At 44.9% G+C, this 26,305-nt stretch carries 20 protein-coding genes and 1 pseudogene; 9 read left to right on the top strand and 12 right to left on the bottom strand.

Features of this window, described 5'->3' with window-relative positions; genetic code table 11:
* Window positions 1–72 precede the first annotated feature (72 nt).
* The 3 genes from LMH68_RS13135 (at window position 73) to LMH68_RS13125 (ending at window position 4,980) form a co-directional block, all read left to right on the top strand.
* A complete protein-coding gene (locus LMH68_RS13135; protein ID WP_017062132.1) occupies window positions 73–2,007 on the top strand; it encodes a PrkA family serine protein kinase in 1,935 nt (644 codons plus the stop codon).
* A 127-nt stretch (window positions 2,008–2,134) separates the two neighbouring features.
* A complete protein-coding gene (locus tag LMH68_RS13130; protein WP_017062133.1) occupies window positions 2,135–3,406 on the top strand; it encodes a YeaH/YhbH family protein in 1,272 nt (423 codons plus the stop codon).
* Window positions 3,407–3,417: 11 nt separating this feature from the next.
* On the top strand, window positions 3,418–4,980 hold the full coding sequence (locus LMH68_RS13125) for a SpoVR family protein (protein ID WP_050634858.1): 1,563 nt from the start codon (window positions 3,418–3,420) through the stop codon (window positions 4,978–4,980).
* A gap of 144 nt (window positions 4,981–5,124) precedes the next feature.
* Here the strand turns inward: LMH68_RS13125 and sohB are convergent, their stop codons facing one another.
* Entirely contained in the window at window positions 5,125–6,192 is a 1,068-nt protein-coding gene (gene sohB / locus LMH68_RS13120) for a protease SohB (protein WP_065583981.1), read from the bottom strand.
* Window positions 6,193–6,329: 137 nt separating this feature from the next.
* Between sohB and LMH68_RS13115 the strand changes: the two genes are divergently transcribed.
* The 4 genes and pseudogenes from LMH68_RS13115 (at window position 6,330) to LMH68_RS13100 (ending at window position 12,735) form a co-directional block, all read left to right on the top strand.
* On the top strand, window positions 6,330–7,070 hold the full coding sequence (locus tag LMH68_RS13115) for a YciK family oxidoreductase (protein WP_017062135.1): 741 nt from the start codon (window positions 6,330–6,332) through the stop codon (window positions 7,068–7,070).
* Between the two features lie 318 nt (window positions 7,071–7,388).
* Complete coding sequence (imuA, locus tag LMH68_RS13110) at window positions 7,389–8,096, top strand: translesion DNA synthesis-associated protein ImuA (protein WP_017063488.1); 708 nt, start codon at window positions 7,389–7,391, stop codon at window positions 8,094–8,096.
* A gap of 3 nt (window positions 8,097–8,099) precedes the next feature.
* Window positions 8,100–9,569: pseudogene (locus tag LMH68_RS13105) on the top strand (Y-family DNA polymerase).
* Window positions 9,570–9,642: 73 nt separating this feature from the next.
* Window positions 9,643–12,735, top strand: a complete 3,093-nt coding sequence (locus LMH68_RS13100) for an error-prone DNA polymerase (RefSeq protein WP_229647107.1) — start codon at window positions 9,643–9,645, stop codon at window positions 12,733–12,735.
* Between the two features lie 333 nt (window positions 12,736–13,068).
* Here the strand turns inward: LMH68_RS13100 and LMH68_RS13095 are convergent, their stop codons facing one another.
* Complete coding sequence (locus LMH68_RS13095; protein WP_017062139.1) at window positions 13,069–14,010, bottom strand: chemotaxis protein CheV; 942 nt, start codon at window positions 14,008–14,010, stop codon at window positions 13,069–13,071.
* Between the two features lie 168 nt (window positions 14,011–14,178).
* Window positions 14,179–15,396 (bottom strand): ROK family protein, encoded by a 1,218-nt coding sequence (locus LMH68_RS13090; protein ID WP_017062140.1) that lies wholly within the window; start codon window positions 15,394–15,396, stop codon window positions 14,179–14,181.
* A gap of 319 nt (window positions 15,397–15,715) precedes the next feature.
* On the opposite strand from LMH68_RS13090, the gene pyk reads away from it, so the two are divergent.
* A complete protein-coding gene (gene pyk, locus LMH68_RS13085) occupies window positions 15,716–17,164 on the top strand; it encodes a pyruvate kinase (protein ID WP_017062141.1) in 1,449 nt (482 codons plus the stop codon).
* Window positions 17,165–17,323: 159 nt separating this feature from the next.
* Here pyk and LMH68_RS13080 read toward each other — a convergent pair whose 3' ends face one another.
* Together LMH68_RS13080 and LMH68_RS13075 are read right to left on the bottom strand one after the other, a co-directional pair.
* Entirely contained in the window at window positions 17,324–18,538 is a 1,215-nt protein-coding gene (locus LMH68_RS13080; protein WP_017063485.1) for a patatin family protein, read from the bottom strand.
* A gap of 41 nt (window positions 18,539–18,579) precedes the next feature.
* Window positions 18,580–18,669, bottom strand: a complete 90-nt coding sequence (locus LMH68_RS13075; protein ID WP_100214626.1) for a YnhF family membrane protein — start codon at window positions 18,667–18,669, stop codon at window positions 18,580–18,582.
* Window positions 18,670–18,814: 145 nt separating this feature from the next.
* Here LMH68_RS13075 and LMH68_RS13070 point away from each other — a divergent pair, with 145 nt between their 5' ends.
* Window positions 18,815–19,408: an outer membrane beta-barrel protein gene (locus LMH68_RS13070; protein WP_017067207.1), complete on the top strand. Its 594-nt coding sequence runs from the start codon at window positions 18,815–18,817 to the stop codon at window positions 19,406–19,408.
* A 92-nt stretch (window positions 19,409–19,500) separates the two neighbouring features.
* On the opposite strand, the gene LMH68_RS13065 is transcribed toward LMH68_RS13070, so the two are convergent.
* The 7 genes from LMH68_RS13065 to pabC all read right to left on the bottom strand — a co-directional run bounded on the left by LMH68_RS13065 (window position 19,501) and on the right by pabC (window position 26,274).
* Entirely contained in the window at window positions 19,501–19,905 is a 405-nt protein-coding gene (locus LMH68_RS13065) for a hypothetical protein (protein WP_017070535.1), read from the bottom strand.
* Window positions 19,906–20,133: 228 nt separating this feature from the next.
* Window positions 20,134–21,564 carry a PTS glucose transporter subunit IIBC gene (ptsG, locus tag LMH68_RS13060; RefSeq protein ID WP_017062145.1) on the bottom strand — a complete coding sequence of 477 codons (1,431 nt, stop codon included), beginning with the start codon at window positions 21,562–21,564 and terminating at the stop codon, window positions 20,134–20,136.
* 445 nt (window positions 21,565–22,009) lie between these two features.
* The gene (locus tag LMH68_RS13055; protein WP_017063483.1) at window positions 22,010–22,777 is read right to left on the bottom strand and encodes a TatD family hydrolase; all 768 of its coding nucleotides are present in this window, start codon (window positions 22,775–22,777) and stop codon (window positions 22,010–22,012) included.
* Window positions 22,768–23,733 (bottom strand): DNA polymerase III subunit delta', encoded by a 966-nt coding sequence (locus tag LMH68_RS13050; protein WP_017062147.1) that lies wholly within the window; start codon window positions 23,731–23,733, stop codon window positions 22,768–22,770. The genes LMH68_RS13055 and LMH68_RS13050 overlap by 10 nt, the downstream gene beginning before the upstream one ends.
* A 6-nt stretch (window positions 23,734–23,739) precedes the next feature.
* On the bottom strand, window positions 23,740–24,372 hold the full coding sequence (gene tmk / locus LMH68_RS13045; protein WP_017062148.1) for a dTMP kinase: 633 nt from the start codon (window positions 24,370–24,372) through the stop codon (window positions 23,740–23,742).
* A 10-nt stretch (window positions 24,373–24,382) separates the two neighbouring features.
* Window positions 24,383–25,399 carry an endolytic transglycosylase MltG gene (gene mltG, locus LMH68_RS13040; protein ID WP_017062149.1) on the bottom strand — a complete coding sequence of 339 codons (1,017 nt, stop codon included), beginning with the start codon at window positions 25,397–25,399 and terminating at the stop codon, window positions 24,383–24,385.
* Complete coding sequence (gene pabC, locus LMH68_RS13035) at window positions 25,396–26,274, bottom strand: aminodeoxychorismate lyase (RefSeq protein ID WP_017062150.1); 879 nt, start codon at window positions 26,272–26,274, stop codon at window positions 25,396–25,398. Before pabC ends, mltG begins: the two co-directional genes overlap by 4 nt.
* Window positions 26,275–26,305 lie beyond the last annotated feature (31 nt).

The raw sequence follows: 26,305 nt of genomic DNA, 5'->3' as shown, positions 1-26,305 counted from the left end.
CCTTAAAATGTAGGGAGAGCCTATTTTTCAATCGCTCGTCAGTTTTGACTGGTTAACAAGGGGAATGTGACTATGAGTATCTTTGACCACTATCAATCACGTTATGAAGCAGCCAAGGAAGAAGAGCTGACATTGCAGGAGTTCTTAGGGCTGTGTAAAGACGATAAAAGTGCTTACGCTAATGCTGCCGAGCGCTTATTACTAGCCATTGGCGAACCAGAGGTTATTGACACTGCTCAAGACCCTCAACTGAGTCGTATTTTCTCGAACCGTGTCATCTCACGCTACAGCGAATTTAAAGATTTCTACGGTATGGAAGATGCGATTGAACAGATTGTTTCTTACTTAAAACATGCTGCGCAAGGTTTAGAAGAACGTAAACAAATCCTTTACCTACTTGGCCCTGTGGGCGGTGGTAAATCTTCTCTCGCTGAAAAACTCAAAGCCCTGATGCAGAAACTACCAATCTATGTATTGTCTGCTGACGGTGAACGAAGCCCAGTAAACGATCACCCATTCTGTCTATTCGACGTTAACGAAGACGGCGACTTATTGAAGAATGAATATGGCATTGAGAAACGCTATCTTCGCTCAATTATGTCTCCGTGGGCAGCGAAACGTCTGCACGATTTTGGCGGTGATATTTCCAAATTCAAAGTCATCAAACTGCGCCCTTCTATTCTCGATCAAGTTGCGATCGCGAAAACGGAGCCAGGTGATGAAAACAACCAAGATATCTCGTCTCTGGTTGGTAAAGTTGATATTCGTAAACTTGAACACTTCTCTCAAGATGATCCTGATGCCTACAGCTACTCTGGTGCGCTTTGTAAAGCCAACCAAGGTGTGATGGAATTCGTGGAGATGTTCAAAGCGCCAATCAAAGTATTACACCCTCTACTTACGGCAACACAAGAAGGTAACTTCAACGGTACCGAAGGGCTTTCTGCACTGCCATTTGACGGTATGATTCTCGCTCACTCGAACGAATCTGAGTGGCAGACCTTCCGTAACAACAAAAACAACGAAGCATTCCTCGACCGTGTGTACATTGTAAAAGTCCCTTACTGTCTGCGTGTGTCTGAAGAAGTTAAGATCTACAAGAAACTGCTTGAGCACAGTGAGCTATCCCAAGCGCCTTGCTCACCAAGCACACTCGATCTGCTATCGCAATTCAGCATTCTTTCGAGACTAAAAGAGCCTGAAAACTCATCTCTATTCTCTAAGATGCGTGTTTACGATGGTGAGACTCTAAAAGACACCGATCCAAAAGCGAAGAGCTACCAAGAGTACCGAGATTATGCTGGCGTTGACGAAGGCATGTCTGGGCTATCAACGCGTTTCGCCTTTAAGATCCTGTCTCGTGTGTTTAACTTCGACCAAGCCGAAGTGGCCGCGAACCCAGTGCACCTGTTCTACGTTATTGAGCAGCAAATCGAACGGGAGCAGTTCCCTCAAGAGACCGCCGAGAAGTACCTAGAGTTCTTGAAAGGATACCTAGTGCCACGCTACGTAGAGTTCATCGGTAAAGAAATTCAAACCGCTTATCTAGAGTCTTACTCTGAGTACGGTCAGAATATCTTCGACCGCTATGTCACCTACGCAGATTTCTGGATTCAAGACCAAGAGTACCGCGACCCAGAAACAGGCCAACTATTTGACCGTGCTTCTCTGAATGGCGAACTAGAGAAAATCGAGAAGACAGCCGGTATCAGTAACCCTAAAGACTTCCGAAATGAGATTGTGAACTTTGTGCTTCGTGCCAAAGCCAACAATAACGGTCAAAACCCAGTGTGGACGAGCTACGAGAAACTGCGCACTGTGATTGAGAAGAAAATGTTCTCTAACACAGAAGAGCTACTTCCTGTTATTTCGTTCAATGCTAAGACCTCAACGGATGATCAGAAAAAACATGACGACTTCGTTGCTCGTATGATGGAAAAAGGCTACACCGAGAAGCAAGTGAGACTGCTATCTGAGTGGTACCTAAGAGTTCGTAAATCCTCATAACTAAACGGTATTGAGCTGCTCAACTGAGCAGCTCGTATAAACCAATAACTTTTATACCTTAGTAAATCAATAACTCTTATACCCGAATAAAAAGTAGGATCGCGACATCAGCTGAGAGGGAGTTCTTATGGCACAATTTATCGATCGGAGGCTCAATGGCAAAAATAAGAGTGCTGTGAATAGACAGCGTTTCTTACGACGCCATAAAGAGCAAATCAAAGAATCTGTGGCCGATGCAGTTAACCGACGCTCAATCACCAATACAGAAACAGGTGAAGACGTCACTATTCCCCATAAAGACATCAAAGAGCCGAACTTTCACCAAGGTCAAGGCGGCGTAAGAGAGCGCGTTCACCCAGGTAATGATCAGTTCATCACTGGCGATAAAATCGAACGCCCTAAAGGTGGTGGTCAAGGTGGTGGCTCAGGCCAAGGCGACGCAAGCCCTGACGGCGAAGGCCAAGATGAATTTACCTTCCAAATTTCAAAAGATGAGTATCTTGATATTCTCTTTGAAGATTTAGCTCTACCTAATCTAGAGAAAAATCAGGTCAACAAAATCACCGAATGGAAAACTCACCGCTCTGGTTACCAAAGCGCGGGGATTCCATCCAACATCGCTATCGTTCGTTCACTACAGCAATCTCTGGCTCGTAGAACCGCGATGACAGCAGGTAAAAAGCGCGAGCTTAACCTACTGATGGAACAGCTTGACCAAGTTAAAATGACGGAGCCGGCACAACCTTTTGAGGAAGGTCGCCTCAAAGAAGAGATTGCCGAGTTACGTAAAAAGATTGAAAGCGTGCCGTTCATTGACACCTTCGACTTACGTTTTAAAAACTACGAGAAGCGCCCTATTCCATCTAGCCAAGCCGTGATGTTCTGTCTAATGGATGTATCGGGCTCTATGGATCAGGCCACAAAAGATATTGCGAAGCGCTTTTATGTTCTTCTGTATCTGTTCTTAAATCGCACCTACGAAAACGTCGATGTTGTGTTTATTCGTCACCATACTCAGGCTAAAGAGGTCGACGAACATGAGTTTTTCTACTCACAAGAAACGGGTGGCACCATTGTTTCGAGCGCACTGAAACTGATGAAGGAAATTGTCGCAGACCGCTACCCTGCTAATGAGTGGAACATCTATGCAGCACAAGCCTCTGATGGCGATAACTGGGCTGATGACTCTCCTCGTTGTAAAGAGTTACTGGTCAATACGCTTCTGCCAACTTGCCAATATTACTCTTACATCGAAATAACACGCCGCTCTCATCAAACGCTTTGGCACGAATACGAAAAACTCGAGAGTAGCTTTGACAACTTCGCCATGAAAAACATTAAAACGGTGGATGATATTTTTCCTGTGTTTAGAGAACTGTTCCAGAAAGAGACAGCGTAAGGGAGTTTGCCATGACAGCGAAATCAAACGTTGCAGAGAAAGACAAAGCTGCAAAGAAGAAAAACGACAAGATGCTGCCTGATGGTCCAGATTGGACATTCAACCTCTTGGAGAAATACCACGTAGAAATTAAGCGTGTGGCGCAGCATTACCGTTTAGACACTTACCCAAACCAGATTGAAGTGATTACTTCAGAACAGATGATGGATGCCTACTCGAGCATTGGTATGCCGATAAATTACAACCACTGGTCTTTTGGTAAGAAATTCATTCAAACCGAGCAAAACTACAAGCATGGCCAAATGGGCTTGGCATACGAAATCGTAATCAACTCCGATCCGTGTATCGCTTACCTGATGGAAGAGAACACGGTCACAATGCAGGCGCTGGTAATGGCTCACGCTTGTTATGGCCACAACTCTTTCTTTAAAGGCAACTACCTGTTCCAAACATGGACCGATGCCAGTTCCATCATCGATTACTTGTTGTTTGCTAAGAAGTACATCAGTGGTTGTGAAGAGAAATATGGTGTTGCTGAAGTCGAGCAGCTCCTTGATTCTTGTCACGCACTGATGAATTACGGCGTAGACCGATACAAACGCCCTGAGAAGATTTCCATTGCAGAAGAGACAGCAAGACAAGAAGAACGCGAAGCTTATCTGCAATCTCAAGTGAATGAGCTATGGCGAACCGTTCCTCAAAATAAAAGTAAGGAAGAAGAGACCAAGATCCGCTTTCCTAGCGAGCCTCAAGAAAACATTCTCTACTTTATCGAGAAGAACGCACCACTGCTTGAACCTTGGCAACGAGAGTGTGTTCGCATCGTTCGCAAAGTGAGCCAATACTTCTACCCTCAAAAACAAACTCAAGTGATGAACGAAGGCTGGGCAACCTTCTGGCATTACACCATTCTTAACCACCTTTACGACGAAGGCTTGGTGAGTGATAAGTTCATCTTAGAATTCCTACACAGCCATACCAGTGTCGTCGCACAACCTGCCTACAACAGTCCTTATTTCAGCGGTATAAACCCTTATGCGCTTGGCTTTGCGATGTTTAGAGACATCCGACGCATCTGTGAAGAGCCAACCGATGAAGATAGAGAGTGGTTCCCTGAGTTAGCCGGAAGTGATTGGTTAGAAGCGGTGCACTTTGCGATGCACAACTTCAAAGATGAAAGTTTCATCAGCCAATACCTTTCTCCAAAAATCATTCGAGACTTTAAGCTGTTCTCTGTACTCGACGACGACCGTAAAAATACCATTGAGGTGAGTGCTATTCATGATGATCCGGGCTATCGCCTGATTCGTGAGAAGCTTGCGGCGCAATACAACCTAAGTAACCTTGAACCAAACATTCAGGTGTTTAATGTCGATGTTCGTGGTGACCGCTCAATGACACTGCAATATGTGCCTCACGACCGCATCCCGCTTGATAAAGGCTACGACGAAGTGATGAAGCATCTCTATCGCTTGTGGGGCTTTGATGTGATTTTGGAAGAGCTCAAAGACACGGGTCATCGAGAAATCCTGACGACTTGTCCGAAACGCAATGACTATGGAGCCAAGATTTAATACCCATCATAGTAAGTAGATTATGGGTATAAAACTCCGCTCCCCCTACAACATAGTGGTCACCCGCTCGGAAGTGGAGCAATAAAAAAGCGCATAAGTCTGATGACTTATGCGCTTTCTTTTTAAGGCTCGAACTAAATAAGCTTAAACAATCGGCTTTTGACCGCGTTCAATCAGCTTCATCAGCACGCTGTCTGCAGATTTACCTGCCACGCCAGCTAGCTTGTCTGACAGCTTTTTCTTCTGTACATAGTGAATCGCTAGAACCGTCTTGTCTTTGCATGCTTCAACAACTAAGTCATCAGAAGTACGGATCTCATCCACCAGCCCAAGTTCATGTGCTTGTGTACCAAACCAGTGCTCACCCGTTGCAACCTTATCAAGGTCTAGCGCTGGACGATGGTCACGAATGAAGTCTTTGAATAAGCCGTGTGTCTCTTCTAGCTCTTCTTTGAACTTCTCACGTGCTTTATCGCTGTTCTCACCAAACATAGTCAGTGTGCGCTTGTACTCACCCGCAGTTAGCTGTTCAAACTCAATGTCGTGCTTTTTAAGCAGTTTATTGAAGTTTGGTAGTTGAGCAATCACGCCAATAGAACCAACGATAGCAAAAGGTGCTGATACGATTTTGTCTGCGATACATGCCATCATGTAACCACCGCTTGCTGCTACTTTGTCTACCGAGATAATCAAAGGCAGGCCAGCCGCTTTGATACGATCAAGTTGAGAAGACGCCAGACCATAGCCATGAACCATGCCACCGCCAGATTCAAGCTTAAGTAAGACTTCATCGCCTTCACGAGCCACAGCCAGAACCGCCGTTACCTCTTCACGCAATGAAGCCACTTCTTTCGCATCAATGCTGCCGTTAAAATCAAGAACGAATAGATGTGGTTCACGCTTGCTATCAAGCTCACCCTCTTTCGCTGCTTTCTTCACTTCTTTACCGCGTGATTTTACTTTCTCTTTTTCCGCTTTCTTTTCTGCTTTATCACGGGCTTTGATGAAAGCATCATCATGTAGATGGTGCTCTAATTGTTCAATCGTCTGTTTATGGTGTTCAGATAGGTTCGTGATTTCCAGCTCACCTTTAATCGCGCTTGATTTTCCACCCACAGATTTAGCAATGACTAAAATTGCAATGATGGCGATTACAACGGTCGCAATCTTGGCTAAAAACAAGCCGTAGTCCAACAAAAATTCCAATGTCATATCCCCTATTGTATGAATTAGTGTATTGTAACCATCTTGTCACGATTACCAAGAATTTCTCATCATTCCTGCGGTTATCTGTGTGATTAAACATCAATGGAATGACGAACATAATAAAAGAAAGAAGGATAAGCACAGTGGATTACCCAATCTCTACAGATGCCCTCAAAGATAAAGTAATTTTGGTTACAGGTGCCGGTGCTGGCATTGGTCGCCAAGCTGCACTAAGCTTCGCTCAACATGGCGCAACTGTCATTCTGTTAGGCCGCAATGTTAAAAACCTAGAATTCATTTACGATGAAATCGAAAGCGCTGGTTACCCGCAGCCTGCAATTATCCCATTGGATTTAAAAGGTGCGACAAAGCAGAACTACGTTGATATGGCTGAAACCATTCAATCACAGTTCGGTCGTTTAGACGGCCTACTTCATAATGCTGGCGTTCTTGGCACTCTGAGCCCGTTTGAGCAGATTGATGAAGAAACCTTTGATGATGTTATGCAGATCAATGTGAAGTCTGAGTTCTTGATGACTCAAGCTCTGCTACCTGCACTTAAAAAAGCAGAAGCAGGTCGTATCGTATTTACCTCTTCAACGGTTGGTCACTCTGGCCGTGCATTCTGGGGCACTTACGCAATTTCTAAGTTTGCTACCGAAGGTATGATGCAGATCCTAGCGGACGAGCTTGAAGACACGAACATCCGTGTTAACGCAATCAATCCAGGCGGCACTCAAACACGTATGCGTGCAAAAGCGTACCCAGGAGAAGATGCGAATAAGCTAAAAACGCCACTCGACATCATCCCACTGTACCTACACTTAATGAACCCAAGTGTGACAGACATTAATGGCCAATGTATCGATGCTCAACCTAAGTAACTTGATATCATTGACCAATAGTAAAAAGTCGCTTCCATAGCGGCTTTTTTTGTATCTAAATCAATCAACTAACACTGATACCAATCGTAGTAAATAACTGGTCATCCTAGCTTGTTAAAACACTCGATAACGGCGTTAGAAATTTTGATTGTAGAATAACTACTTATCGAAAATTTCTGCCTTGTTCTCAAGCATTTTTCCTGCGCTATTTATGATCACTTACTTACTGTGATTGGTATTATTCCCCTAATTTTCGTCATTTTGCTTTGCATCTTTTCCATTGTTAAATATACTGTATAAATATACAGGTATTTAATTATGCATGAACTAATAAAAAACTTACAAGACCGCCAGCTAATCTGGAAAGGGTTACAATCAACAACGCAAGGAAGCACCACTTCAACAGGCTATCCTCAACTGGATAAACAGCTTGATGGCGGCTTCCCGACGCACGGCGTTATTGAAGTTGAATCACAACAAGGGATCGGCGAGCTTCGCCTACTGACGCCCTATTTATCTCAACAAAACTCGCAAAAACTGGCCATATTCATTAACCCGCCAGGGAAGATCTGTGCTGAGTTTTTTAACAGCCAAGGCATTGAATTAGAAAACATTCTCGTTATCCAGCCTCAACGCGATCTCGATGCGTTGTGGGCAGCTGAGCAGTGCCTCAAAAGCGGCGCTTGTCACTCTGTATTGCTATGGGGAGCCGATCTAGAAATACACCAAACAAAGCGCCTACAAGCAGCCAGTGAAACCGGTAAGTGCCTGCAGTTTCACTTTAAAGCCACCAGCCATAATCAATTATCCCTGCCCGTTTCCTTAAGCATGAAACTCTCTTCTCACGCGCAGGGATTAAAGGTTGAAGTGACTAAGAGAAAAGGCAGCTGGTCGTATGGCAGCTTTATTCTAGACATGACACACTACTGGCCGTTACTCACAGAGAAAGTCGTTTATGAAGACAATTCAGACCGCGCTTTGTCTGGTAACACTGTGCTGGCTTTTCCTATTGCGAAGCAAGGCTAACGTATGTTGTGGCTTTATCTGCACTTTCCATCTCTGCAGTTGGATACCTTGTTTAACTCTAATGAATTGGGTTCGAGCGAAGACTCACGCGAACAACCCATTATCATCGTGGATGAAAAAGATCACCGAGTACTGCAAGCAAACCCAGTTGCGTTGCAATCGGGAATTTCACTTGGTACGGGCTTAGGATCTGCGGCGGCGCTGTGTCACAACTTACACGTCCACCCTTACAGTATTGAACTGGAGAAAAGTAAGCTCAAAGAGATCGCTCAATGGGCGTATTTGGTCACTTCCGACATGGCGTTATTGCCACCTAATGGTTTGTTGATTAAAGCCTCTAACATGCTGTCACTTTACGACGGGCTAGATAACTACTGGCATGAGCTCAAAAGCCACTTAGAAACGCTCAATATCCAGTTCAGCTTCGCTACGGGTTATTCGCCGCTTTCTGCGATCCTTTTGGGTAAGCAAGCGATCAACCAAGCAACAAACAATATTGAGCAGATGAAAACTTGGGTCAATCAACAAGCATTGAATTCCAGTGAGCTACCGACCAAGCAAGTTGAACGCCTGAACCGTGTCGGTATCAACATCGTTGAAGATCTATTAAAGCTGCCTTTGCAAGAGGTCGCACGCCGCTTTGATATCGACTTGGTCAATTATGTCGGTCGCCTAAACGGCCAGTTCAAGCACCCAATTGATTTCTATCACCCACCAGAGAATTTCCAGCAATATTTGGAGCTGTTGTTTGATATTGAAAACATCCTATTTATCGAAAAGCCGTTGCTGAAATTACTGAATCAACTCGAGTGTTTTTTGAAGCTACGTGACAGAGTCGCGTTTTAGCTAACACTGACTCTGCACCTTAGAGATAAAGACGATCACCCGGTCTCTTTTTATTCGGCACAAGGTGATTACCTTGCAGAAAAATGGGCGAACCTTACTCATCTCACCTTAGAGTCACTCAAGCTCACAGCACCGGTTCAAGGGCTGACCCTCAGCTTGGTTCGTCATGGAGAACCCCAAATGGCCTACCATGATCTTTTTGATGGTAATACCGGAACACTTGCCGCGTTAGATTTGCTCTCATTACTGCAAGCAAAGCTTGGGCAGGCCTGTATTAAAACACCGAAAATACAGCACGACCCAAGGCCAGAAAAGGCCAATCAGTATTCGCTCCCAACACTGAGTAAATCTGTGGCAAAAAGGCAAACGCCCCCAGAGAGCGAGCAACAAACCATAGCTCTTAGCGTCGATCAACAACGACTCCGGCCCAGTATTTTACTGCCAGAGCCCGAAGCCTTAACCGAAAGCGTCACCTTGTCTCAAGGCCCTGAACGTATTGTGTCTGGCTGGTGGGACGGAGAGAAGATCATTCGTGACTACTTTATTGCTCACAGTGAAAACGGTCGGTGGTTATGGGTCTTTAGAACGCCAGATAAGCAGTGGTTTTTGCACGGCTTATTTAGCTAGTCTGTTCTACTGATTCAATTTCAGCGTCCCTTTTCAATCATGTTCACTCGCAATGGTTAAGTGAGATTACGTTATGTCTCAGCAATACTCAGAGCTATTTTGCCAAAGCAATTACTCCTTCCTTAAGGGAGCCTCACACGCAGAGGAGCTTGTTTTACAGGCCGATTTCTTGCGTTACAAAGCACTCGCGGTTACTGATGAGTGCTCAGTCGCGGGCATCGTTAAGGTTCACTCTGCGATCAAGCAACATAAACTGTCGCTCAAGCAAATTGTCGGGAGCATGTTTTGGCTAAATGAAGAGTGCCAAGTGGTCTTGATATGCCCAAACAGACAAGCCTACGCCGAGCTGTGCCGTATTATTACCAACGCGAGACGTCGTAGCAGCAAGGGACATTATCAGCTCTCTGAGTGGGACATCATGTCAGCTAAGCACTGCTTTATTCTTTGGCTTCCTCAACAGAAAAATGAAGACGCACACTGGGGGCAATGGCTCTCCCAGCATCATTCAGGTCGGTTGTGGATTGGCTTACAAAGACACCTAAAGCAAACCGACCAGCAGTACACAGATTACTGCGTTGAGCTGTCACAACATCACCAACTGCCGATTACAGCTTGTGGTGGTGTGTTGATGCACAATGCGAATCGCTTACCCTTGCAGCACTCACTCACTGCGATAAAGTACCAAAAGCCCATTACCGAAGTGGGCAGTCACTTACTCGCTAATGCCGAGCGCTGTTTACGGAGTATCAATAAGCTCTCTCATATCTTCAAAGCGGAGTGGCTAGAAGAGAGCAACCGTATCGCTGAGCTGTGTGAGTTTGATTTAGATAGCTTACGCTACGAATATCCCAGTGAGCTGATTCCTCAAGGTGAGACGCCCATGAGTTATCTGCGCATGTTGGTCGAAAAAGGAAAACAGACTCGCTTCCCACAAGGTGTACCTAACGACATCCAACAAATCATAGATAAAGAATTGGGATTAATTGACGAGCTTGACTACCCTTTCTTTTTTCTCACCATTCATGACATCGTGATGTTTGCCAAAAGCCAAGGCATTCTTTACCAAGGTCGAGGTTCAGCGGCCAATTCCGTGGTCTGTTACTGCTTAGAAATCACCTCTGTCGACCCAAGACAGATCTCGGTGCTGTTTGAGCGTTTCATCAGTAAAGAGCGCGATGAGCCGCCTGATATTGATGTCGATTTTGAACACGAACGTCGTGAAGAAGTCATCCAATACATCTATAAAAAATACGGTAGAGAACGGGCTGCACTTGCTGCAACAGTCATCTCTTATCGCTTCAAAAGTGCGGTGAGAGATGTGGGGAAAGCATTAGGGCTACAAGAAACTCAGCTCGACTACTTCATCAAGAACACCAATCGCAGGGACAAAAGCTTAGGTTGGCAGGCTCAGCTCACTCAATTAGGGCTACAACCTGATTCTTTGAAGGGGCAGCAGTTTATCCACTTGGTGAATGAGATTATCGGCTTCCCACGTCACTTATCTCAACATGTCGGTGGCTTTGTCATATCCTCAGGGCCTTTGTATGAGCTGGTTCCCGTCGAAAATGCAGCGATGCACGATCGAACCATTATCCAATGGGATAAGGATGATCTAGAAACCTTAGGCTTGCTGAAAGTTGATGTGCTCGCGTTGGGTATGCTCTCTGCGATTCGTAAATGTTTCGACCTGATCAAACGTATTCACGGGCGATCACTGACCATTGCTGAGATCACTCGCCTTAAGGACGATCCTCAGGTTTACGGCATGATTCAGCGAGCAGACACAGTCGGGATATTCCAAATTGAGTCACGCGCACAAATGAGCATGCTGCCAAGGCTTAAACCGAAGACTTATTACGACTTGGTGATTCAAATCGCTATCGTACGCCCAGGCCCTATTCAGGGTGATATGGTGCATCCGTTTCTCAAGCGTCGAGATGGCATTGAGCCAATCAGTTATCCATCTAAAGACGTGGAATCAGTACTGTCGCGCACCTTAGGTGTACCGATATTCCAAGAGCAAGTGATCAAACTCGCGATGGTCGCTGCAGGGTTCACAGGCGGAGAAGCAGATCAACTCAGACGGGCAATGGCCGCTTGGAAGAAAAATGGCAACGTCTTTAAGTTTAAAAACAAACTCATCGAAGGAATGCAAAAGCGCGGCTATGAGACAGAGTTTGCTGAGCAGATCTTTAAACAGATATGCGGCTTTGGCGAGTACGGTTTTCCTGAAAGCCACTCCGCTTCGTTTGCGGTGTTAGCGTATTGCTCCGCTTGGTTGAAATGCTACTACCCAGAGTGCTTCTACGCTTCTCTGTTGAATAGCCAACCGATGGGGTTTTATAGCCCTTCACAGTTAGTACAAGACGCACAACGACACAATGTGGTGATACTTCCGGTATGTGTGAACGCTTCTCAAAACGACCACACGGTTGCCCCTCATCAGAATGGTCTAGCGATTCGCTTAGGGCTGCGACAAATCAAAGGATTCAGCGAGCATGGAATTCAAAGCGTGCTCGCCAATCGTCCACCATCCGGTTATCGCCACCCTAGTCAGGTGAAACAGTTATCGATGAATAAGAAAGATATCGAGCTACTGGCATCGGCCAATGCGCTACATAACGTTTCTGGAGACCGCTTCCAGACTCGCTGGGCGATCATGGACTCGGCGTCGGATTTACCTCTGTTTAGCCAAGCCTATGACGATGCTGAGGCAGGACATGACGAACATGTACTGCACAAGCCCAATGAGATGCAAGATCTACTCGAAGACTTCACCAGTGTCGGAATTTCATTGAACAAGCACCCCATCACTTTGCTCGAAGAAGCAGGACGATTAGGTCGATTCACACACATGAAAGATTTAATACAGCAAAGACACAAATCTATGGTCACCGTTGTCGGATTAGTCACAGGTAAACAATCTCCCGGCACCGCGGCAGGTGTCACCTTTGTTACGCTGGAAGATAGCACTGGCAATATTAATGTCGTGGTATGGGGAGCAACCGCACGCGCTCAACAGCAAGCTTATCTCACAGCCAAGGCGTTAAAAGTACAAGGGATATTAGAAAAAGAAGGTGAAGTCGTGCATGTTATCGCGGGAAAACTTATCGATATTACCGATGAAATTGTTGGCTTGAAAACCAAATCTCGGGATTTTCATTAGCGAAGTACCAACTGTTCTCAATCGATCATTGGCTAAAGAAACGAGAGAAAGAAAAACGAAAAAGGGAAGCATCCGCTTCCCTTCAATTCCAGTTGTTGAGTTATGACTCAACTTCAGCTTCCGTACGTCTTTTCTTAAATTCTCTATACAGTAATAAGCTCAAAGTCATGACGACTTTAGACGTTAACCATATCATTAAGAGGAACTACCTTAGATTGTGTGTGAAAAATTACGCTAGTAGTTGAGCATATTTCGTTAAGAAAAATATGCTGCGTGAATATTAGCAAGCGTTTTCTATAAGGTCACTCAAAACAAACCGTACAGCAGCATTAATTATAAAATCTGACGCATTCGCTCTTGAGTCACTTCAACCAAGAGGTCTGGCTGGAACTTAGAAATAAAGCGGTTACACCCTACTTTCTCAACCATAGCTTCATTAAAACTTCCGCTTAATGAAGTGTTTAGCGTGATGAATAGGTCATGCATTCTTGGGTCAGTACGTACTTCATGTGTCAGTTTATAGCCGTCCATTTCAGGCATTTCAGCATCGGTGATCATCAACAATATTTCTTGATTGATGTCTTTGCCTTCATCACACCAGCCCTTAAGTAAGGTCAGTGCTTCTAAGCCATCACAACACTCAATAATGTTCAAACCCAGCTGCGACAAGGTGCCTTTAATTTGGTTACGCGCTGTTGAAGAGTCATCAACGATAAGCACATTGCGTCCTATCATCTCCTGAGCTAATTGTTCATCTAAAACGCCTTCAGAGATCGAGACATCGTAATCAATGATCTCAGCCAACACTTTCTCAACATCGATGATCTCGACGATCTTGTGCTGCTCTTCTTCTTGAATATGCGTAATAGCGGTTAGGTAGTTTGCACGGCCTGTTGTCTTTGGCGGCGGCTGGATTTCTGTCCATGTCGTGTTCACGATATTACGAACTTGCCCAACCAAGAAACCTTGTACGGTTCGGTTGTATTCCGTAATAATCAGGTTGCTCTCTTGAGACTCCGCACGAGATGGCGGAAAGCCAATGGCACTGCGTAAATCGATAACAGGCACCGATTCACCACGTAAAGACGCAACACCCGTAATATGATGATGAGAGCCCGGTAAGCGAGTGAGTACTGGCACTTTGAGGACTTCTTTCACTTTAAATACGTTAATCGCAAATAGTTGACGACTATTTAAGCTGAATAACAAGAGTTCCAGACGGTTTTCACCGACCAGTTTGGTTCTCTGATCAACCGAATTTAAAACGCCAGACATACAACACCTTAGTGACAAATAATAACTGTGGCTACAATAGCCTACTTCAATAGGTTAAAGCAAAGCGCCAATGCACAGAATGCTTAAACTAAGTACAACAAATGATGTTATACAAAGCTTAAGTACATGGAAAGGTTCAAGGTAAGGCTACAAGACGAGAAAAAGGGGTTAACCTTCAATAACTTTCATTAACAGTTGGCCATCGTATAAGGCCTGCTTGATGAGCGCAGCACCTGGCATGGTTGCCTGCTTATAAAAACGAGATTCCACCAGCTCTAAGTCTTTATGGTAAACCGATAGACTCTGCTCTTCGATACACTTTTGAATCGCCGGGTATAACACGCTCTTCGCCTGATTGATAACACCACCCACCAAGATTTTCTCTGGGTTGAACAGGTTAATCACAATCGCAATCGCAGAACCTAGATAACGGCCTAACTGTTCAATCACTTCGACAGCCAGCGGATCCCCATTAGCAGCGGCAGCACAGATCTGTTCAATAGTGACGTCTTCAAACACCGTTAGCGTTGATTCTTCACCATTTACCAATCGCTCTTTGACTTGCTCACGGATTGCCTGAGAACTCGCCACCGTTTCTAAACAGCCTCGATTACCACAGTGGCAAAGCTTGCCTTCCTTGTCGATCTGGATATGCCCCAACTCACCGATGTTACCGTGACGTCCTTGCAGAACGCGACCATCAAGAATGATCCCGGCACCTAAACCGTGGTGAATCGAGATAAGAACAGAGTTGTCGTTGTCTTGTGAGTTACCAAACAGCTTTTCTGCTAATGCCCACGCTCGGGTATCATTGGCAATAAAAACTGGCAAACCGGTTTCTTTGTAGATCTCCGGCCCCAACGCTAAGTTTTCAACGTTATAGTGCGGCATCTGCAACACAATACCTTGCTCTGAATTCACCAGACCTGGCAGTGTGATAGCGATACTCGTCACCCTGTCGAGTTGCTCGGCATAGGTTTGGAAGAACTCATCGATTTCATGGAGAAGACGCGCAAGCACATCGTCTTGATCACGTTCATGGATATCAATCTTGGTATCGATAAGCACGTCGCCGCCCAATTCATGGAGCGCGATCGTCAAGTATCCGCGACCAAGACGCATCGACAAAAATTGCCAACCTTCGTTATTGGTTTGCAGACCGACAGCAGGACGCCCACGAGTCGTGGCTTCTTGAACCGTCGTTTCGTGAATAAGGTGAGCTTCAATGAGTTCACGGGTAATTTTAGTAATACTCGCCGGAGCCAACTCACTTTGCTTGGACAGATCGATACGAGAAATAGGACCTTTAAGGTCAATTAGTTTATATACACGACCAGCATTGACCTGTTTGATATGATCAATATGGCCCGGTTGAGCCATGTACATTTTACGCTCCAGAAATCATCAACGAGGTAATTTTTTTACTTTGCGAAGTAATTGTGAAGTCACTTGGTATATCGCCGTGACCAGTATCACGTATATACATGAATCTTTGTGTATCGAGTCAAATAGTTCGAGGAAAATTAACACCCACATCGATAATTTGCGACTTAATTTTCAGAATAAAACATCGCATTTGAGCCCTGAATTCAATAATTAAAGGCAAATCAAGAAATATCCTCCTAGCTCCCAATAAATTATCAATTAATGCATATACTTAATTCAGTCTTTTAAAAGATTACTTGGCCTCACTCTAGGAGTATTCATGACAGCCGAATTAAGAAAAACGAAAATCGTCACAACGCTAGGCCCTTCTACTGATAAAGGTAACGTGCTTGAAGAGATCATCAAAGCCGGTGCCAATATTGTTCGTATGAACTTCTCTCACGGCACCAGCGACGACCATATACAACGCGCAGAAAAAGTCAGAGCAATAGCAAAAAGACACGGTACTCAAATCGCCATTCTCGGAGACTTACAAGGTCCCAAGATTCGTGTGTCGACATTCAAAGATGGCAAAATCCAACTTGCCGTAGGCGACCTGTTCACTCTCGATAGCAGCCTAGGTTTAGGTGAAGGCAATCAAGAAGCCGTTGGCCTTGATTACAAAGAACTGCCTAACGACGTATCCGCCGGCGATATACTGTTGCTTGACGATGGTCGTGTTCAACTCAAAGTAACCAAAGTGGAAGGCTGTCGCGTTCATACCGAAGTCATCATTGGCGGCCCACTCTCAAATAACAAAGGCATCAACAAAAAAGGGGGTGGCCTTTCCGCAGAAGCGCTAACAGAAAAAGACAAGCGCGACATCGTCACCGCCGCACAAATCAAAGTGGATTACCTAGCGGTGTCTTTCCCTCGTAATGGTGAAGACATGCACTATGCTCGTCAGCTTGCACGAGAAGCCGGCTTAGAAGCTCACCTCGTCGCAAAAGTGGAGCGAGCAGAGACAGTAGCTACAGTTGAGAACATGGATGACATCATAATGGCCTCAGATGTGGTCATGGTGGCTCGTGGTGACCTCGGAGTGGAAATTGGCGACCCTGAGTTAGTCGGAGTACAAAAACAGCTTATACGCCGTGCCAGAGCGCTTAACCGAACTGTCATCACCGCAACTCAGATGATGGAATCAATGATTTCTGCGCCAATGCCAACCCGTGCCGAAGTTATGGATGTTGCCAACGCCGTACTCGATGGCACCGATGCTGTGATGCTTTCTGGTGAAACTGCAGCTGGTGACTACCCAGTCGAGACCGTAAAATCGATGGCTGAAGTCTGTATTGGTGCGGAAAAAATGGCAGGCATTAATAACCAATCCAATTACCGTATTGACCGCACCTTTGTTACTGCCGAAGAAACCGTTTCGATGGCGACCATCTACTCTGCAAACCATATGGAAGGCATTAAAGGCGTTGTCACTCTCACCGAGTCAGGCCGCACCGCACTGATGATGTCTCGCCTGAGTGCCGACATGCCGATCTACGCGCTGTCTCGTAACGAAGGAACGCTTAATCGCTGTACCTTATACCGAGGTGTGACACCAATCTACTTCGAGACAGAAGCCGAAGACAGCTTTGACATTGCACTATCTACACTCACTTGCTTGAAAGAGAAAGGACACCTTAAGTTTGGTGACCTAGTGATCGTCACTCAAGGCGACATTATGGATGTAGCAGGGTCAACCAACTGTATGAGAATCTTGCCTGTCACCTAATATTTGACCTTAAGGCGAAACGATTCGCCTAATCTCAAAAACTTAAAAGGGTTATCGAACCAAGTTCAATAACCCTTTTTCATTTCAGAACACGACTCACTAAAATCTGCTTAAACAGCATAACGAGCTCACAGCATGCTAGCTCATCAACTTCGGGAATTAGTTACCCGCAGCAATGGTGGCTAACTGTGGCATATGCGAGTTGCGAGCGTTTTCCGTTGAGGTATAGGTCTCCACAAATCGGTAACCGGCTTCTAAACCCAATTCGTAATCATGCAGTAAATCATCTTTATGACTCATTAATGAGCTCGATTTAAGCGTTTGACTAGGTGCTATCTGAACCACAAACGCGTCGTCTGGTGGCGAATTCAAAAAATCCTGAGTCAATGAGTAGGTCTGATAATGCACCATCAGCATGTCAGCCAACCCTGAATCAAACTTATCTCCGATTAAATGACTTAAGCGATAAATATCATCTGCACCAAATAGCCAGCGACCACCGTTCAGCAGGTCTAAATGCCCACGGTCACGCTTCTGCTCTTTTGAGCGCATAATTTGTTGTTGGAAGAAAGAGGTCCAGTCGGTTTTCCACTGTTCCACTTTCTGTTGCCAATGGCCTTGAACACTGTCGAAAGATTCGCGGAACCACTCCAGTTCTTCTGCAGATATAGGTTTAGGCGCTTTGACTGAAGATCCCTTAACTGGTGCTTCAACCAAATGGGTATTACCTTCCTCCACCACTGGCTCAGTACGAATCACCACAATAGAACGAGCTTGTCTTCGCCACGCTTCCTGAACTGGGATACACGCCGATACACCACCGTCCACATAAGCACTGTCACCAATAAAGACTTCGTCATTGTACAAGCGAGGAATAGCACAGGTCGCAATCATCACCTTGTACCAATCTTCGCCCAATAATGGGAAGTAGTGGTCTCGTAAGTCTTTGGAATCCGTTACAGCCGCATAGAAGTGGCGATCGCCTAGCGTTTGTCGCCCTAAATCCAGATCGAGCTTATATGGGTAAGCCATGATTTGTTCTAGCGCCCATTCTAATCCTAGGTTCTTTCTGTGTCGTATATAGGAAAAGAGATTGAAGAACTCTGGTGAGGTTGTGAGGTCGAGAACAAAAGAACGCCCAAGGCCTTTATCACGGCACAGATAAGCACATAAGTTGAGAGCACCTGCTGAGGTACCAAAAAATTCGTCGAAGGGGTCAAAATTTGAGAGAAGAAAGGCATCCAGCACTCCAGAAGTAAAAATACTTCTCTGTCCGCCACCTTGAGCGACCAGTGCTGTTTTTCCAGCAATAAACTTAGCGTAATAATCCAAGTCTATTGCTGTATCAATATTGGTTATAATCCCACTATTCATTATTCCCTGAGTATCAAAACTCAGCCTCGCAATAGATGGTATTAACTACCAATCGCAATAAAGCCAAATGAAAGAATGATCATGTAGATAAACACGGTAATTTGTAGGGCATTTTTCAGATTATGGTCCATAGACACCTCTGGTTTATTATTAATTTGTCGAGTCTCTATTTAAGTACTATCAGGTGTGTGAAGTATCTTCAAGAATCGTCGAAATTAGTCGCACAATATTGATGTAACCATCACAATTAGTAAGTGTATGGATAAGGATATACTCATGAATAACAAAGCAAATATGATGGCACTGATTACGCTTCTCTCCGTTTCAAGCGCGTATGCTTCGCCGGAGATCATCATTACACCTATGGTAGGTTATACCGGCGGTGGCAGTGTCGAAGACCAGGACGGTAAAACCTATGACATGAAAGGCTCTGAAAATTACACCTTTGCCATTGAAACGCCACTTGAAAAAGGACGCATCGGCTTCTTCTACTCCAATCAGAGCTCGGAATTAGAAACGCTTAACCTAAGCTCCTCCATCCAATACCTGCACCTTCAAAGCAGCATCTACTACCCTGCTTCGCCTGTGTTGTCGGGTTATCTAGGGCTAGGCCTGGGTGCTTCTTACGTCGATGTAGACTGGGCAAAAGATAAGTATGGATTCTCAACTTCTATCTTTGGTGGCTTAGAGTACAAATTTAGTGACCGACTAGCGTTGAACACACAAGTACGTTGGTTAGGCACGGTTGTCGACAACGATACCTCCGGTGTTTGTAATATCCCAAATAACGGGCAAGAGTGCATCATTCGCTTTGATACCGACTGGATGAACCAATTCCAAGCCAATGTCGGACTGAGTTTTACTTTCTAAGCGGCTCAATGAAGCAAAAATATAAGATCGGCCCAAACTAAAAAACCAGCTAAATGCTGGTTTTTTCATTATTAAAACGGTTTTAGTTCAGGTTAGAACTTATAGGTAACACCTAAAGCGCCGCCCACTTGCAACTCAACACCTTTATACATATCGAGTTCAGGGTGAACTTGAGCGTAAGCATTCCAACCTTCGTAGAAATTCACTTTCACGCCTAACGGCAAGCGTAAGCCAAAGTCGTCATTCCATTCAGCCCAAGCACCAGCACCGACGTACCAGCTCAACGGAGCTTCAGTCTCGAACTGACCACGCTTCAAAATGTAATCAAAGGCAGCGCCGTCATTGCCAATCGTAGCACGGTATTTCTGATCAAATTCCACAACGACACTCAGGTCTTGGTCAATGGCAAGTCCAACTTCCAAAGCTGGAGCTTCAGAAGCGTGAGCAAACGAGGCTCCGCTGCAGCACATAAGGCCGATCAAGTAACGATGTTTCATAATATTCTCAGACTGTGTTTAAAAGCGGTAGTTTACTGGAATAATAACGAAAGGTGTCATCGCTAGGTAAAAGATAAAAGACACGAAAAATTTAAGAGCAACCATCAACTGATCGAGTTGAATGATAAGTATCTGAGTTAATGGAGATTAAGCACAATAGATCTTTCATAGAGCAGAAAACAAAAAAGGAGGCCTTTCGGCCTCCTTTCAATTTATTGAATCAGAGAATTAACCGTTGTTACGGATCCACTCATCCATGTCTGTCTTAAGGTTGTCAGACTTAGTACCGAAGATAGCTTGTACGCCACCCGCTACTACTACAACACCTGCAGCGCCTAGTTTCTTCAGCTTGTCTTGGTCAACAAGAGCTGTATCAGCTACTGCAACACGTAGACGAGTAATACAAGCGTCAAGACCAGTGATGTTCGCTTTGCCACCGAATGCAGCAACTAGCTCACCAGCAAGTTCAGAACCAGTCGCAACTGACTCTTCTTCAGTCTCGTCTTCACGGCCTGGAGTTTTAAGGTCTAGAGCTTTAATCACAGTGCGGAATACGATGTAGTAAATTGCAGCGTAAGCAATACCACATACAACCATTAGGCCCATCTTAGACGCGTTGCCAGATAGAACTAGGAAGTCGATTAGACCGTGTGAGAAAGATGTACCGTGTACAAAACCTAGAGTGTTCGCAAGAACGTATGCAGAACCAGCTAGTAGAGCGTGGATTGCGTACAGTACTGGAGCAACGAATAGGAAAGAGAATTCGATTGGTTCAGTGATACCCGTTAGGAATGAAGTCAACGCAGCAGAAGCCATGATGCCCATTACTTTAGCGCGGTTTTCAGGCTTAGCTGAGTGTGCAATCGCGATTGCAGCAGCAGGTAGACCGAACATCTTGAACATGTAACCACCAGCTAGCTGACCGAAGCCATTGCCCGCTGCACGAGATGCGTCATCAGCAACTAAGTAACAAGTAAGAACACCGTTTTGAGTTTCGCCAGCAGCGTTTACACAAGTACCAGCTTCAAAGAAGAAAGGTACGTTCCAAACGTGGTGAAGACCAAATGGAATTAGAGAACGCTCAACGATACCGTAGATACCAAACGCCACTTGTGGGTTTTGGTGAGCAGCCCAATCAGAGAACGCAGAGATAGCGCCGCCAACTGGTGGCCATACTACAGATAGTAGGATTGCTAGACCAATCGCAGAGAAACCTGTGATGATTGGCACAGCACGCTTACCAGCGAAGAAGCCAAGGTACTCTGGTAGTTGAATACGGAAGAAACGGTTGAATGCCCAAGCAGCAACACCACCGACTAGGATACCACCTAGTACACCAGTATCGATTTTATCAACGCCCATTACACCAGCCATTACGCCAAGTGTAGCAGTCATGATGCCATAACCAACGATAGCAGCTAGACCCGCTACACCATCGTTGTTAGTAAAGCCAAGTGCAACACCTACTGCGAACAGTAGTGCCATTTGACCGAATACTGAACCACCAGCTTGTTCCATTAAGTTTGAAACGATTTCTGGAATGAAAGGAAGATCTGCTGCACCGACACCTAGCAAAATACCCGCAACTGGTAAAACTGATACTGGAAGCATCAGAGACTTACCAACTTTCTGCAGGCTAGCAAAAAGGTTCTTAAACATGTTTATGCTCCTGATAAAGATAAAATAATTATATTGGGTTCTAACGGCACACCCCCGTAGCCTATATGTTAGCACCCTGCGAAAATGTAACCATGTATTGCATTATATTTTCTGCCGCTAAATATATATTGATGGGGAACTAACTTTCTAGTCACTTACGAAATTTAGTTTCAAAACACGTCTTGGATCACATGTCAAATCTAGAAATGCAATGCTTTACAAGTGTTTAATGCATTGAAATATATAAGTATTTTTCAAGAGCCCTATTATTTTACTGGGTAAATAAAATAGGAGCGAATGTTATTTTTAGTAACAAAATTACAAATGTTATAATTAGCGCTCTCAAGTTCAACATAATTCGTAAACATTAAAAAAAAACGTATTTTTGGTGATCAAAAACACAAAAAGGGAGCTTTTGCTCCCTTTTATTTGTTTACTTAGATTTTTATCGCAAAAAAAGTTTTTGGTAATTTTTGGTCGTTTGTTCGGCAACCTCTTTCATCGACACACCTTTTAATTGCGCAATGTAGGCCGCCACTTCGACGACATATGCAGGTTGATTCTGCTTTCCACGATATGGAATGGGCGCCAAGTATGGAGAATCCGTCTCGATCAGCAACCTGTTTAGCGGTAGGTTTTTAACAACTTCTTTAAGTTCTGTAGCCTGCTTAAAGGTCACAATGCCTGAAATTGAGATATAGAAACCTAGTTCCATTGCTGCTTCTGCGAATGCTTGATCTTCGGTAAAGCAGTGAATCACACCGCCACACTTCTCAGCTCCGCCATCACGTAAAATAGCTAATGTGTCTTCACGTGCGTTACGAGTGTGAATGATCAAAGGTTTATTCAGCTCAACGGCTAACTCAACATGCTGCTTAAATCGTAGCTGTTGCAGCTCCGCCGTCTCTGGTTGGTAGTGATAATCTAAACCTGTCTCTCCAATCGCCACAACCTTAGGGTTGCTCGCGTATTCACGCATTGTCTCTAGGCTGAAATCACTTTCAACATCGAGAGGGTGAACGCCACAAGAGGCTTTAACGTTATCAAACGGCGAGATCATCTCGAGCATATTTTCAAACGAATCGAGTGTCACACCGACAGAAAGCAATTGGTCTACATTAGCAGCCTTCGCCTTGTTAACCACATCTTCTACGCTGGTGTGTAAATCTTGGTAATCCAGTTTGTCTAAATGACAGTGGGAATCTACGAACATGTTTCCTCGCAAGTGGCTATCAGCCAATTCATTATGAGTAGCTCCGTATTGAGCCCAGGGTGTTGCTTTAACTGCTCAATCAATGTCAGCAGTTTATTCGATGCTGCATAAGCACTTTGATAAGACATCGCCTCACACAGTGCTTTCGCACTCGGAGTGAAAGCCTGATTCGCCAAACCAAAATGCAGCTTCTGTACATCTGACAATAGATGCCAAAGCCAGCCAAGTTGAATCAAAGGGTCTTTGCTAAGCTCTGTAGAGAACTTTAGCATGTCAGGTTGAGTGCCTTTTATCACATTCACAAAGCCATCGAGCGCTTTTGTTGAAGCTTCAACGCCACCTTGCTCAAACATCGCTTTTGCTTTTAAAGGCGCGTTGTCATTGAGTGCTAAAATATACTGCGGTACCGCTTTGCCCACTTCACCATCTAACCACGCTGATGCTGTCTCTAACTGCGGACTAACCACATTGAATTGCTGACAACGGCTAATAATAGTCGGCATTAAGCGATTACTGTTACGAGTAGACAGAATGAAGATGCACTTGCTTGATGGCTCTTCCAGAGTTTTCAATAGTGCGTTGGAAGCCGATTCGTTCATTGCTTCAGCAGGGTTAAGCAAAATAACGCGCAAACCACCTAACTGAGAAGACTCTTGAGCCCAGCGGTTACTGGCACGCACTTGATCAACCGTGATCGACTTACCTTCTTTCTCGGGTGAGATCACATGAAAATCAGGATGACTGCCCGACTTCATTAACTCACAGCTGTGGCAAAACCCGCACGACTCGCTTTCATAGTTCGTGCACATCAATGCGTCGGTAAGTTGGCTAATCAAAGCATCAACGCCGAGCCCTTCCGGTGCATTAACAATCACAGAGTTAGGAAAACGCTCCGCATCGAGACTTTTTTTCCACTCACTCCATACCGGTGTGAGCCAAGAATACACTTCAGCCATGACTACCTACTGTTTGTCGAGCCAAGCAGTTAGCGCGACTTTAATATCAGCGGCTACTTGCTCAATTTCTTGCTGCGCGTTAATCACAAGTACAGAATCATCTTGTTCTGCAATTTCTAGATAGCGCTCACGCGTGCGGTCGAAAAATGAGATGTCCATCTTTTCAATTCTATCAAGCTCACCACGGCCTCTAGCACGCTCTAGCCCTACTCTAGGGTCTAGGTCCAAATATAGCGTTAGATCGGGTTTAAAGCCGCCTAGCGTGGTTGCTTTCAGTGATTCCATAGTCGTGCGCGCGATCTGGCGACCACCACCTTGGTATGCCTGTGAAGACATATCATGACGATCACCCAATACCCATTGACCATTGGCGAGTGCCGGCTTGATGACGTTCTCGACTAATTGAACACGTGCTGCATACATCAACAGCAATTCAGTCATGTCTTGAAGCTTCTCGCCTTCGTGCTCTTCTTTAACCAATGAACGCATCTTTTCAGCTAAGACAGTACCACCCGGCTCGCGAGTATTAACAATATCTTCAACACCCGATGCTTTTAATGTCTCAACGATGGCATTGATTGCTGTGCTTTTGCCAGCGCCTTCAAGGCCTTCAACCACGATAAATTTCGACTGATTCATAATTATTTCTTTATCTGTTTTTTCTTAATTGCTTTAAGTAAGCTCGCACTGCACGGTTATGCTCAGTCAAACTCTTTGAAAATACGTGACCACCTGTTCCACTCGCAACGAAATACAAGTAGTTGCTCTTCTCTGGATTCAACGCCGCGTTGATAGACGCTTTGCCTGCCATAGCGATAGGTGTCGGTGGCAAGCCACTCATTGTATAGGTGTTGTAAGGCGTTGGCGTGCGTAAGTCTTTCTTACGGATGTTGCCATCGTAGCTGTCACCCATGCCATAGATAACCGTTGGGTCAGTTTGCAAACGCATACGCTTGTTTAGACGGTTAACAAACACAGAAGAAACACGCTCACGTTCTGACGCAACAGCAGTCTCTTTCTCAATGATAGATGCAAGAATTAACGCTTCGTATGGCGATTTAAGAGGCAGCTTATCCGCTCGATTTTCCCACTCTTCATTCACCACGCTCATTAGGTCTCGATGCGCGCGCTTCAACAAATCTAAATCAGTGGTGCCGTAGGTGTAGTGGTATGTTTCTGCTAAGAAGAGACCTTCTAGCTTTTCGTTTTCAATACCCAACTTTTCAGCGATCTCTTTTTCAGAAACGCCATCCAATGTCTGTTGAATGAATTCGTTGTCTTTTAGCTGAACAAGCCATTCGTCAAAACGACTGCCTTCAACAAAGGTAATAGTAAACTGGTGTTCTTTCCCTTCTACAAGCACCTGTAGCGCTTGCTCTAAGGTTAAACCCGGTTCAAGCAGGAAAGTACCCGCTTTTACGTCTACAAGCTCAGGATGTAACTTACGGATTAATTTCTCGTAAGGAGAAGCCTCAAACAGCCCCTCGTTAATCAACTGGGCTAGAACGCGGTTAAAGCTGCTACCTGAAGCAACAGTCACGACTTGTGGTTTTTCTAATTGAATAACTTGTTTCAGGTTATCTTGCGCTTGGTTGTAAACATAAAAACCAGCAGCACCGGCTGCAATTAAGCACAAGATAATAAAAATAAATAACTTTTTGATCACGAGTTTAGTTGTCCTTGAAGGCTACGAGTAATGGTTCCAATGTTAAATTGGGTATCACTAATACGGGTAACTGGGGCAACCCCTAAAATGGAGTTTGTCATGAAAACCTCATCAGCTTGCATGAGTTGAGATAAGCAGTAGTCACTAATTGTAACGGAAAGTTCAGCCTGATTCAGCGCGGTTAACACTTGCTTACGCATAACCCCCGCGACACCACTTTGAGTGAGTTGAGGTGTGTATATCGACTGACCTTTGCGCCAGAACAGATTGGCCATGGTGGTTTCAATCACATTGCCCGATATATCAAGAACCACGCCATCCACTTCATTAGCTTGATCCATTTCATCTTTCATCAAAATCTGCTCAAGGCGATTATTGTGCTTATGGCCAGCCAGTAGTGGGCTCAAACCTAGCGCTTGATGGCAGATACCGAGTTCAACACCGGAGTCTTGCCACGCTGAATAATGGCTTGGGTAATCAAAGGTACTGATGGTGATTGTCGGCTTGGCGATATTCTTGGTACTGTAGCCACGCCCACCCGCTCCACGACTAACGTGCAGCTTGATCCCTGCTTTTTGATTATGAGGCTTGTTGGCGTTATGGAGCTTCTTTGAACCATCAAGGCTCTTTGTGCCATGAAGAGCGTTATGTTGGATGTGTTGAAGCGCAGTATCGAGCCAAAGACTAACAACATCCCAATCAAGAGCAGAAATGCGTAGCGCTTTAAGGCACTCGTCGACACGGTGCTGATGATCGTGAAGATGTTGTATCTCACCATCACTCACGAGCATTGTCGTAAAACAGCCGTCTCCGTACTGAAACGAGCGATCCAAAATATCGATAGTTTGCTGGCTTTCTCCATCAACCCAAAACATGTTTTTCCCCATAAAAAGAAACGGCTCAATG

The organism is Vibrio sp. F13 (assembly GCF_020806305.2).
Taxonomy (GTDB): Bacteria; Pseudomonadota; Gammaproteobacteria; order Enterobacterales; family Vibrionaceae; genus Vibrio; species Vibrio crassostreae_C.
Note: the sequence above shows the minus strand (reverse complement) of the source record. Positions and strands in the feature narration are given on the sequence as shown.

Excerpts from the sequence above, each read along its gene's own strand:
- LMH68_RS13135 (WP_017062132.1), top strand. The coding sequence starts at position 73 with ATGAGTATCTTTGACCACTATCAATCACGTTATGAAGCAGCCAAGGAA.
- LMH68_RS13130 (WP_017062133.1), top strand. The coding sequence starts at position 2,135 with ATGGCACAATTTATCGATCGGAGGCTCAATGGCAAAAATAAGAGTGCT.
- LMH68_RS13125 (WP_050634858.1), top strand. The coding sequence starts at position 3,418 with ATGACAGCGAAATCAAACGTTGCAGAGAAAGACAAAGCTGCAAAGAAG.
- sohB (WP_065583981.1), bottom strand. The coding sequence starts at position 6,192 with ATGACATTGGAATTTTTGTTGGACTACGGCTTGTTTTTAGCCAAGATT.
- imuA (WP_017063488.1), top strand. The coding sequence starts at position 7,389 with ATGCATGAACTAATAAAAAACTTACAAGACCGCCAGCTAATCTGGAAA.
- LMH68_RS13100 (WP_229647107.1), top strand. The coding sequence starts at position 9,643 with ATGTCTCAGCAATACTCAGAGCTATTTTGCCAAAGCAATTACTCCTTC.
- LMH68_RS13095 (WP_017062139.1), bottom strand. The coding sequence starts at position 14,010 with ATGTCTGGCGTTTTAAATTCGGTTGATCAGAGAACCAAACTGGTCGGT.
- LMH68_RS13090 (WP_017062140.1), bottom strand. The coding sequence starts at position 15,396 with ATGTACATGGCTCAACCGGGCCATATTGATCATATCAAACAGGTCAAT.
- pyk (WP_017062141.1), top strand. The coding sequence starts at position 15,716 with ATGACAGCCGAATTAAGAAAAACGAAAATCGTCACAACGCTAGGCCCT.
- LMH68_RS13080 (WP_017063485.1), bottom strand. The coding sequence starts at position 18,538 with ATGAATAGTGGGATTATAACCAATATTGATACAGCAATAGACTTGGAT.
- LMH68_RS13075 (WP_100214626.1), bottom strand. The coding sequence starts at position 18,669 with ATGGACCATAATCTGAAAAATGCCCTACAAATTACCGTGTTTATCTAC.
- LMH68_RS13070 (WP_017067207.1), top strand. The coding sequence starts at position 18,815 with ATGAATAACAAAGCAAATATGATGGCACTGATTACGCTTCTCTCCGTT.
- LMH68_RS13065 (WP_017070535.1), bottom strand. The coding sequence starts at position 19,905 with ATGAAACATCGTTACTTGATCGGCCTTATGTGCTGCAGCGGAGCCTCG.
- ptsG (WP_017062145.1), bottom strand. The coding sequence starts at position 21,564 with ATGTTTAAGAACCTTTTTGCTAGCCTGCAGAAAGTTGGTAAGTCTCTG.
- LMH68_RS13055 (WP_017063483.1), bottom strand. The coding sequence starts at position 22,777 with ATGTTCGTAGATTCCCACTGTCATTTAGACAAACTGGATTACCAAGAT.
- LMH68_RS13050 (WP_017062147.1), bottom strand. The coding sequence starts at position 23,733 with ATGGCTGAAGTGTATTCTTGGCTCACACCGGTATGGAGTGAGTGGAAA.
- tmk (WP_017062148.1), bottom strand. The coding sequence starts at position 24,372 with ATGAATCAGTCGAAATTTATCGTGGTTGAAGGCCTTGAAGGCGCTGGC.
- pabC (WP_017062150.1), bottom strand. The coding sequence starts at position 26,274 with ATGTTTTGGGTTGATGGAGAAAGCCAGCAAACTATCGATATTTTGGAT.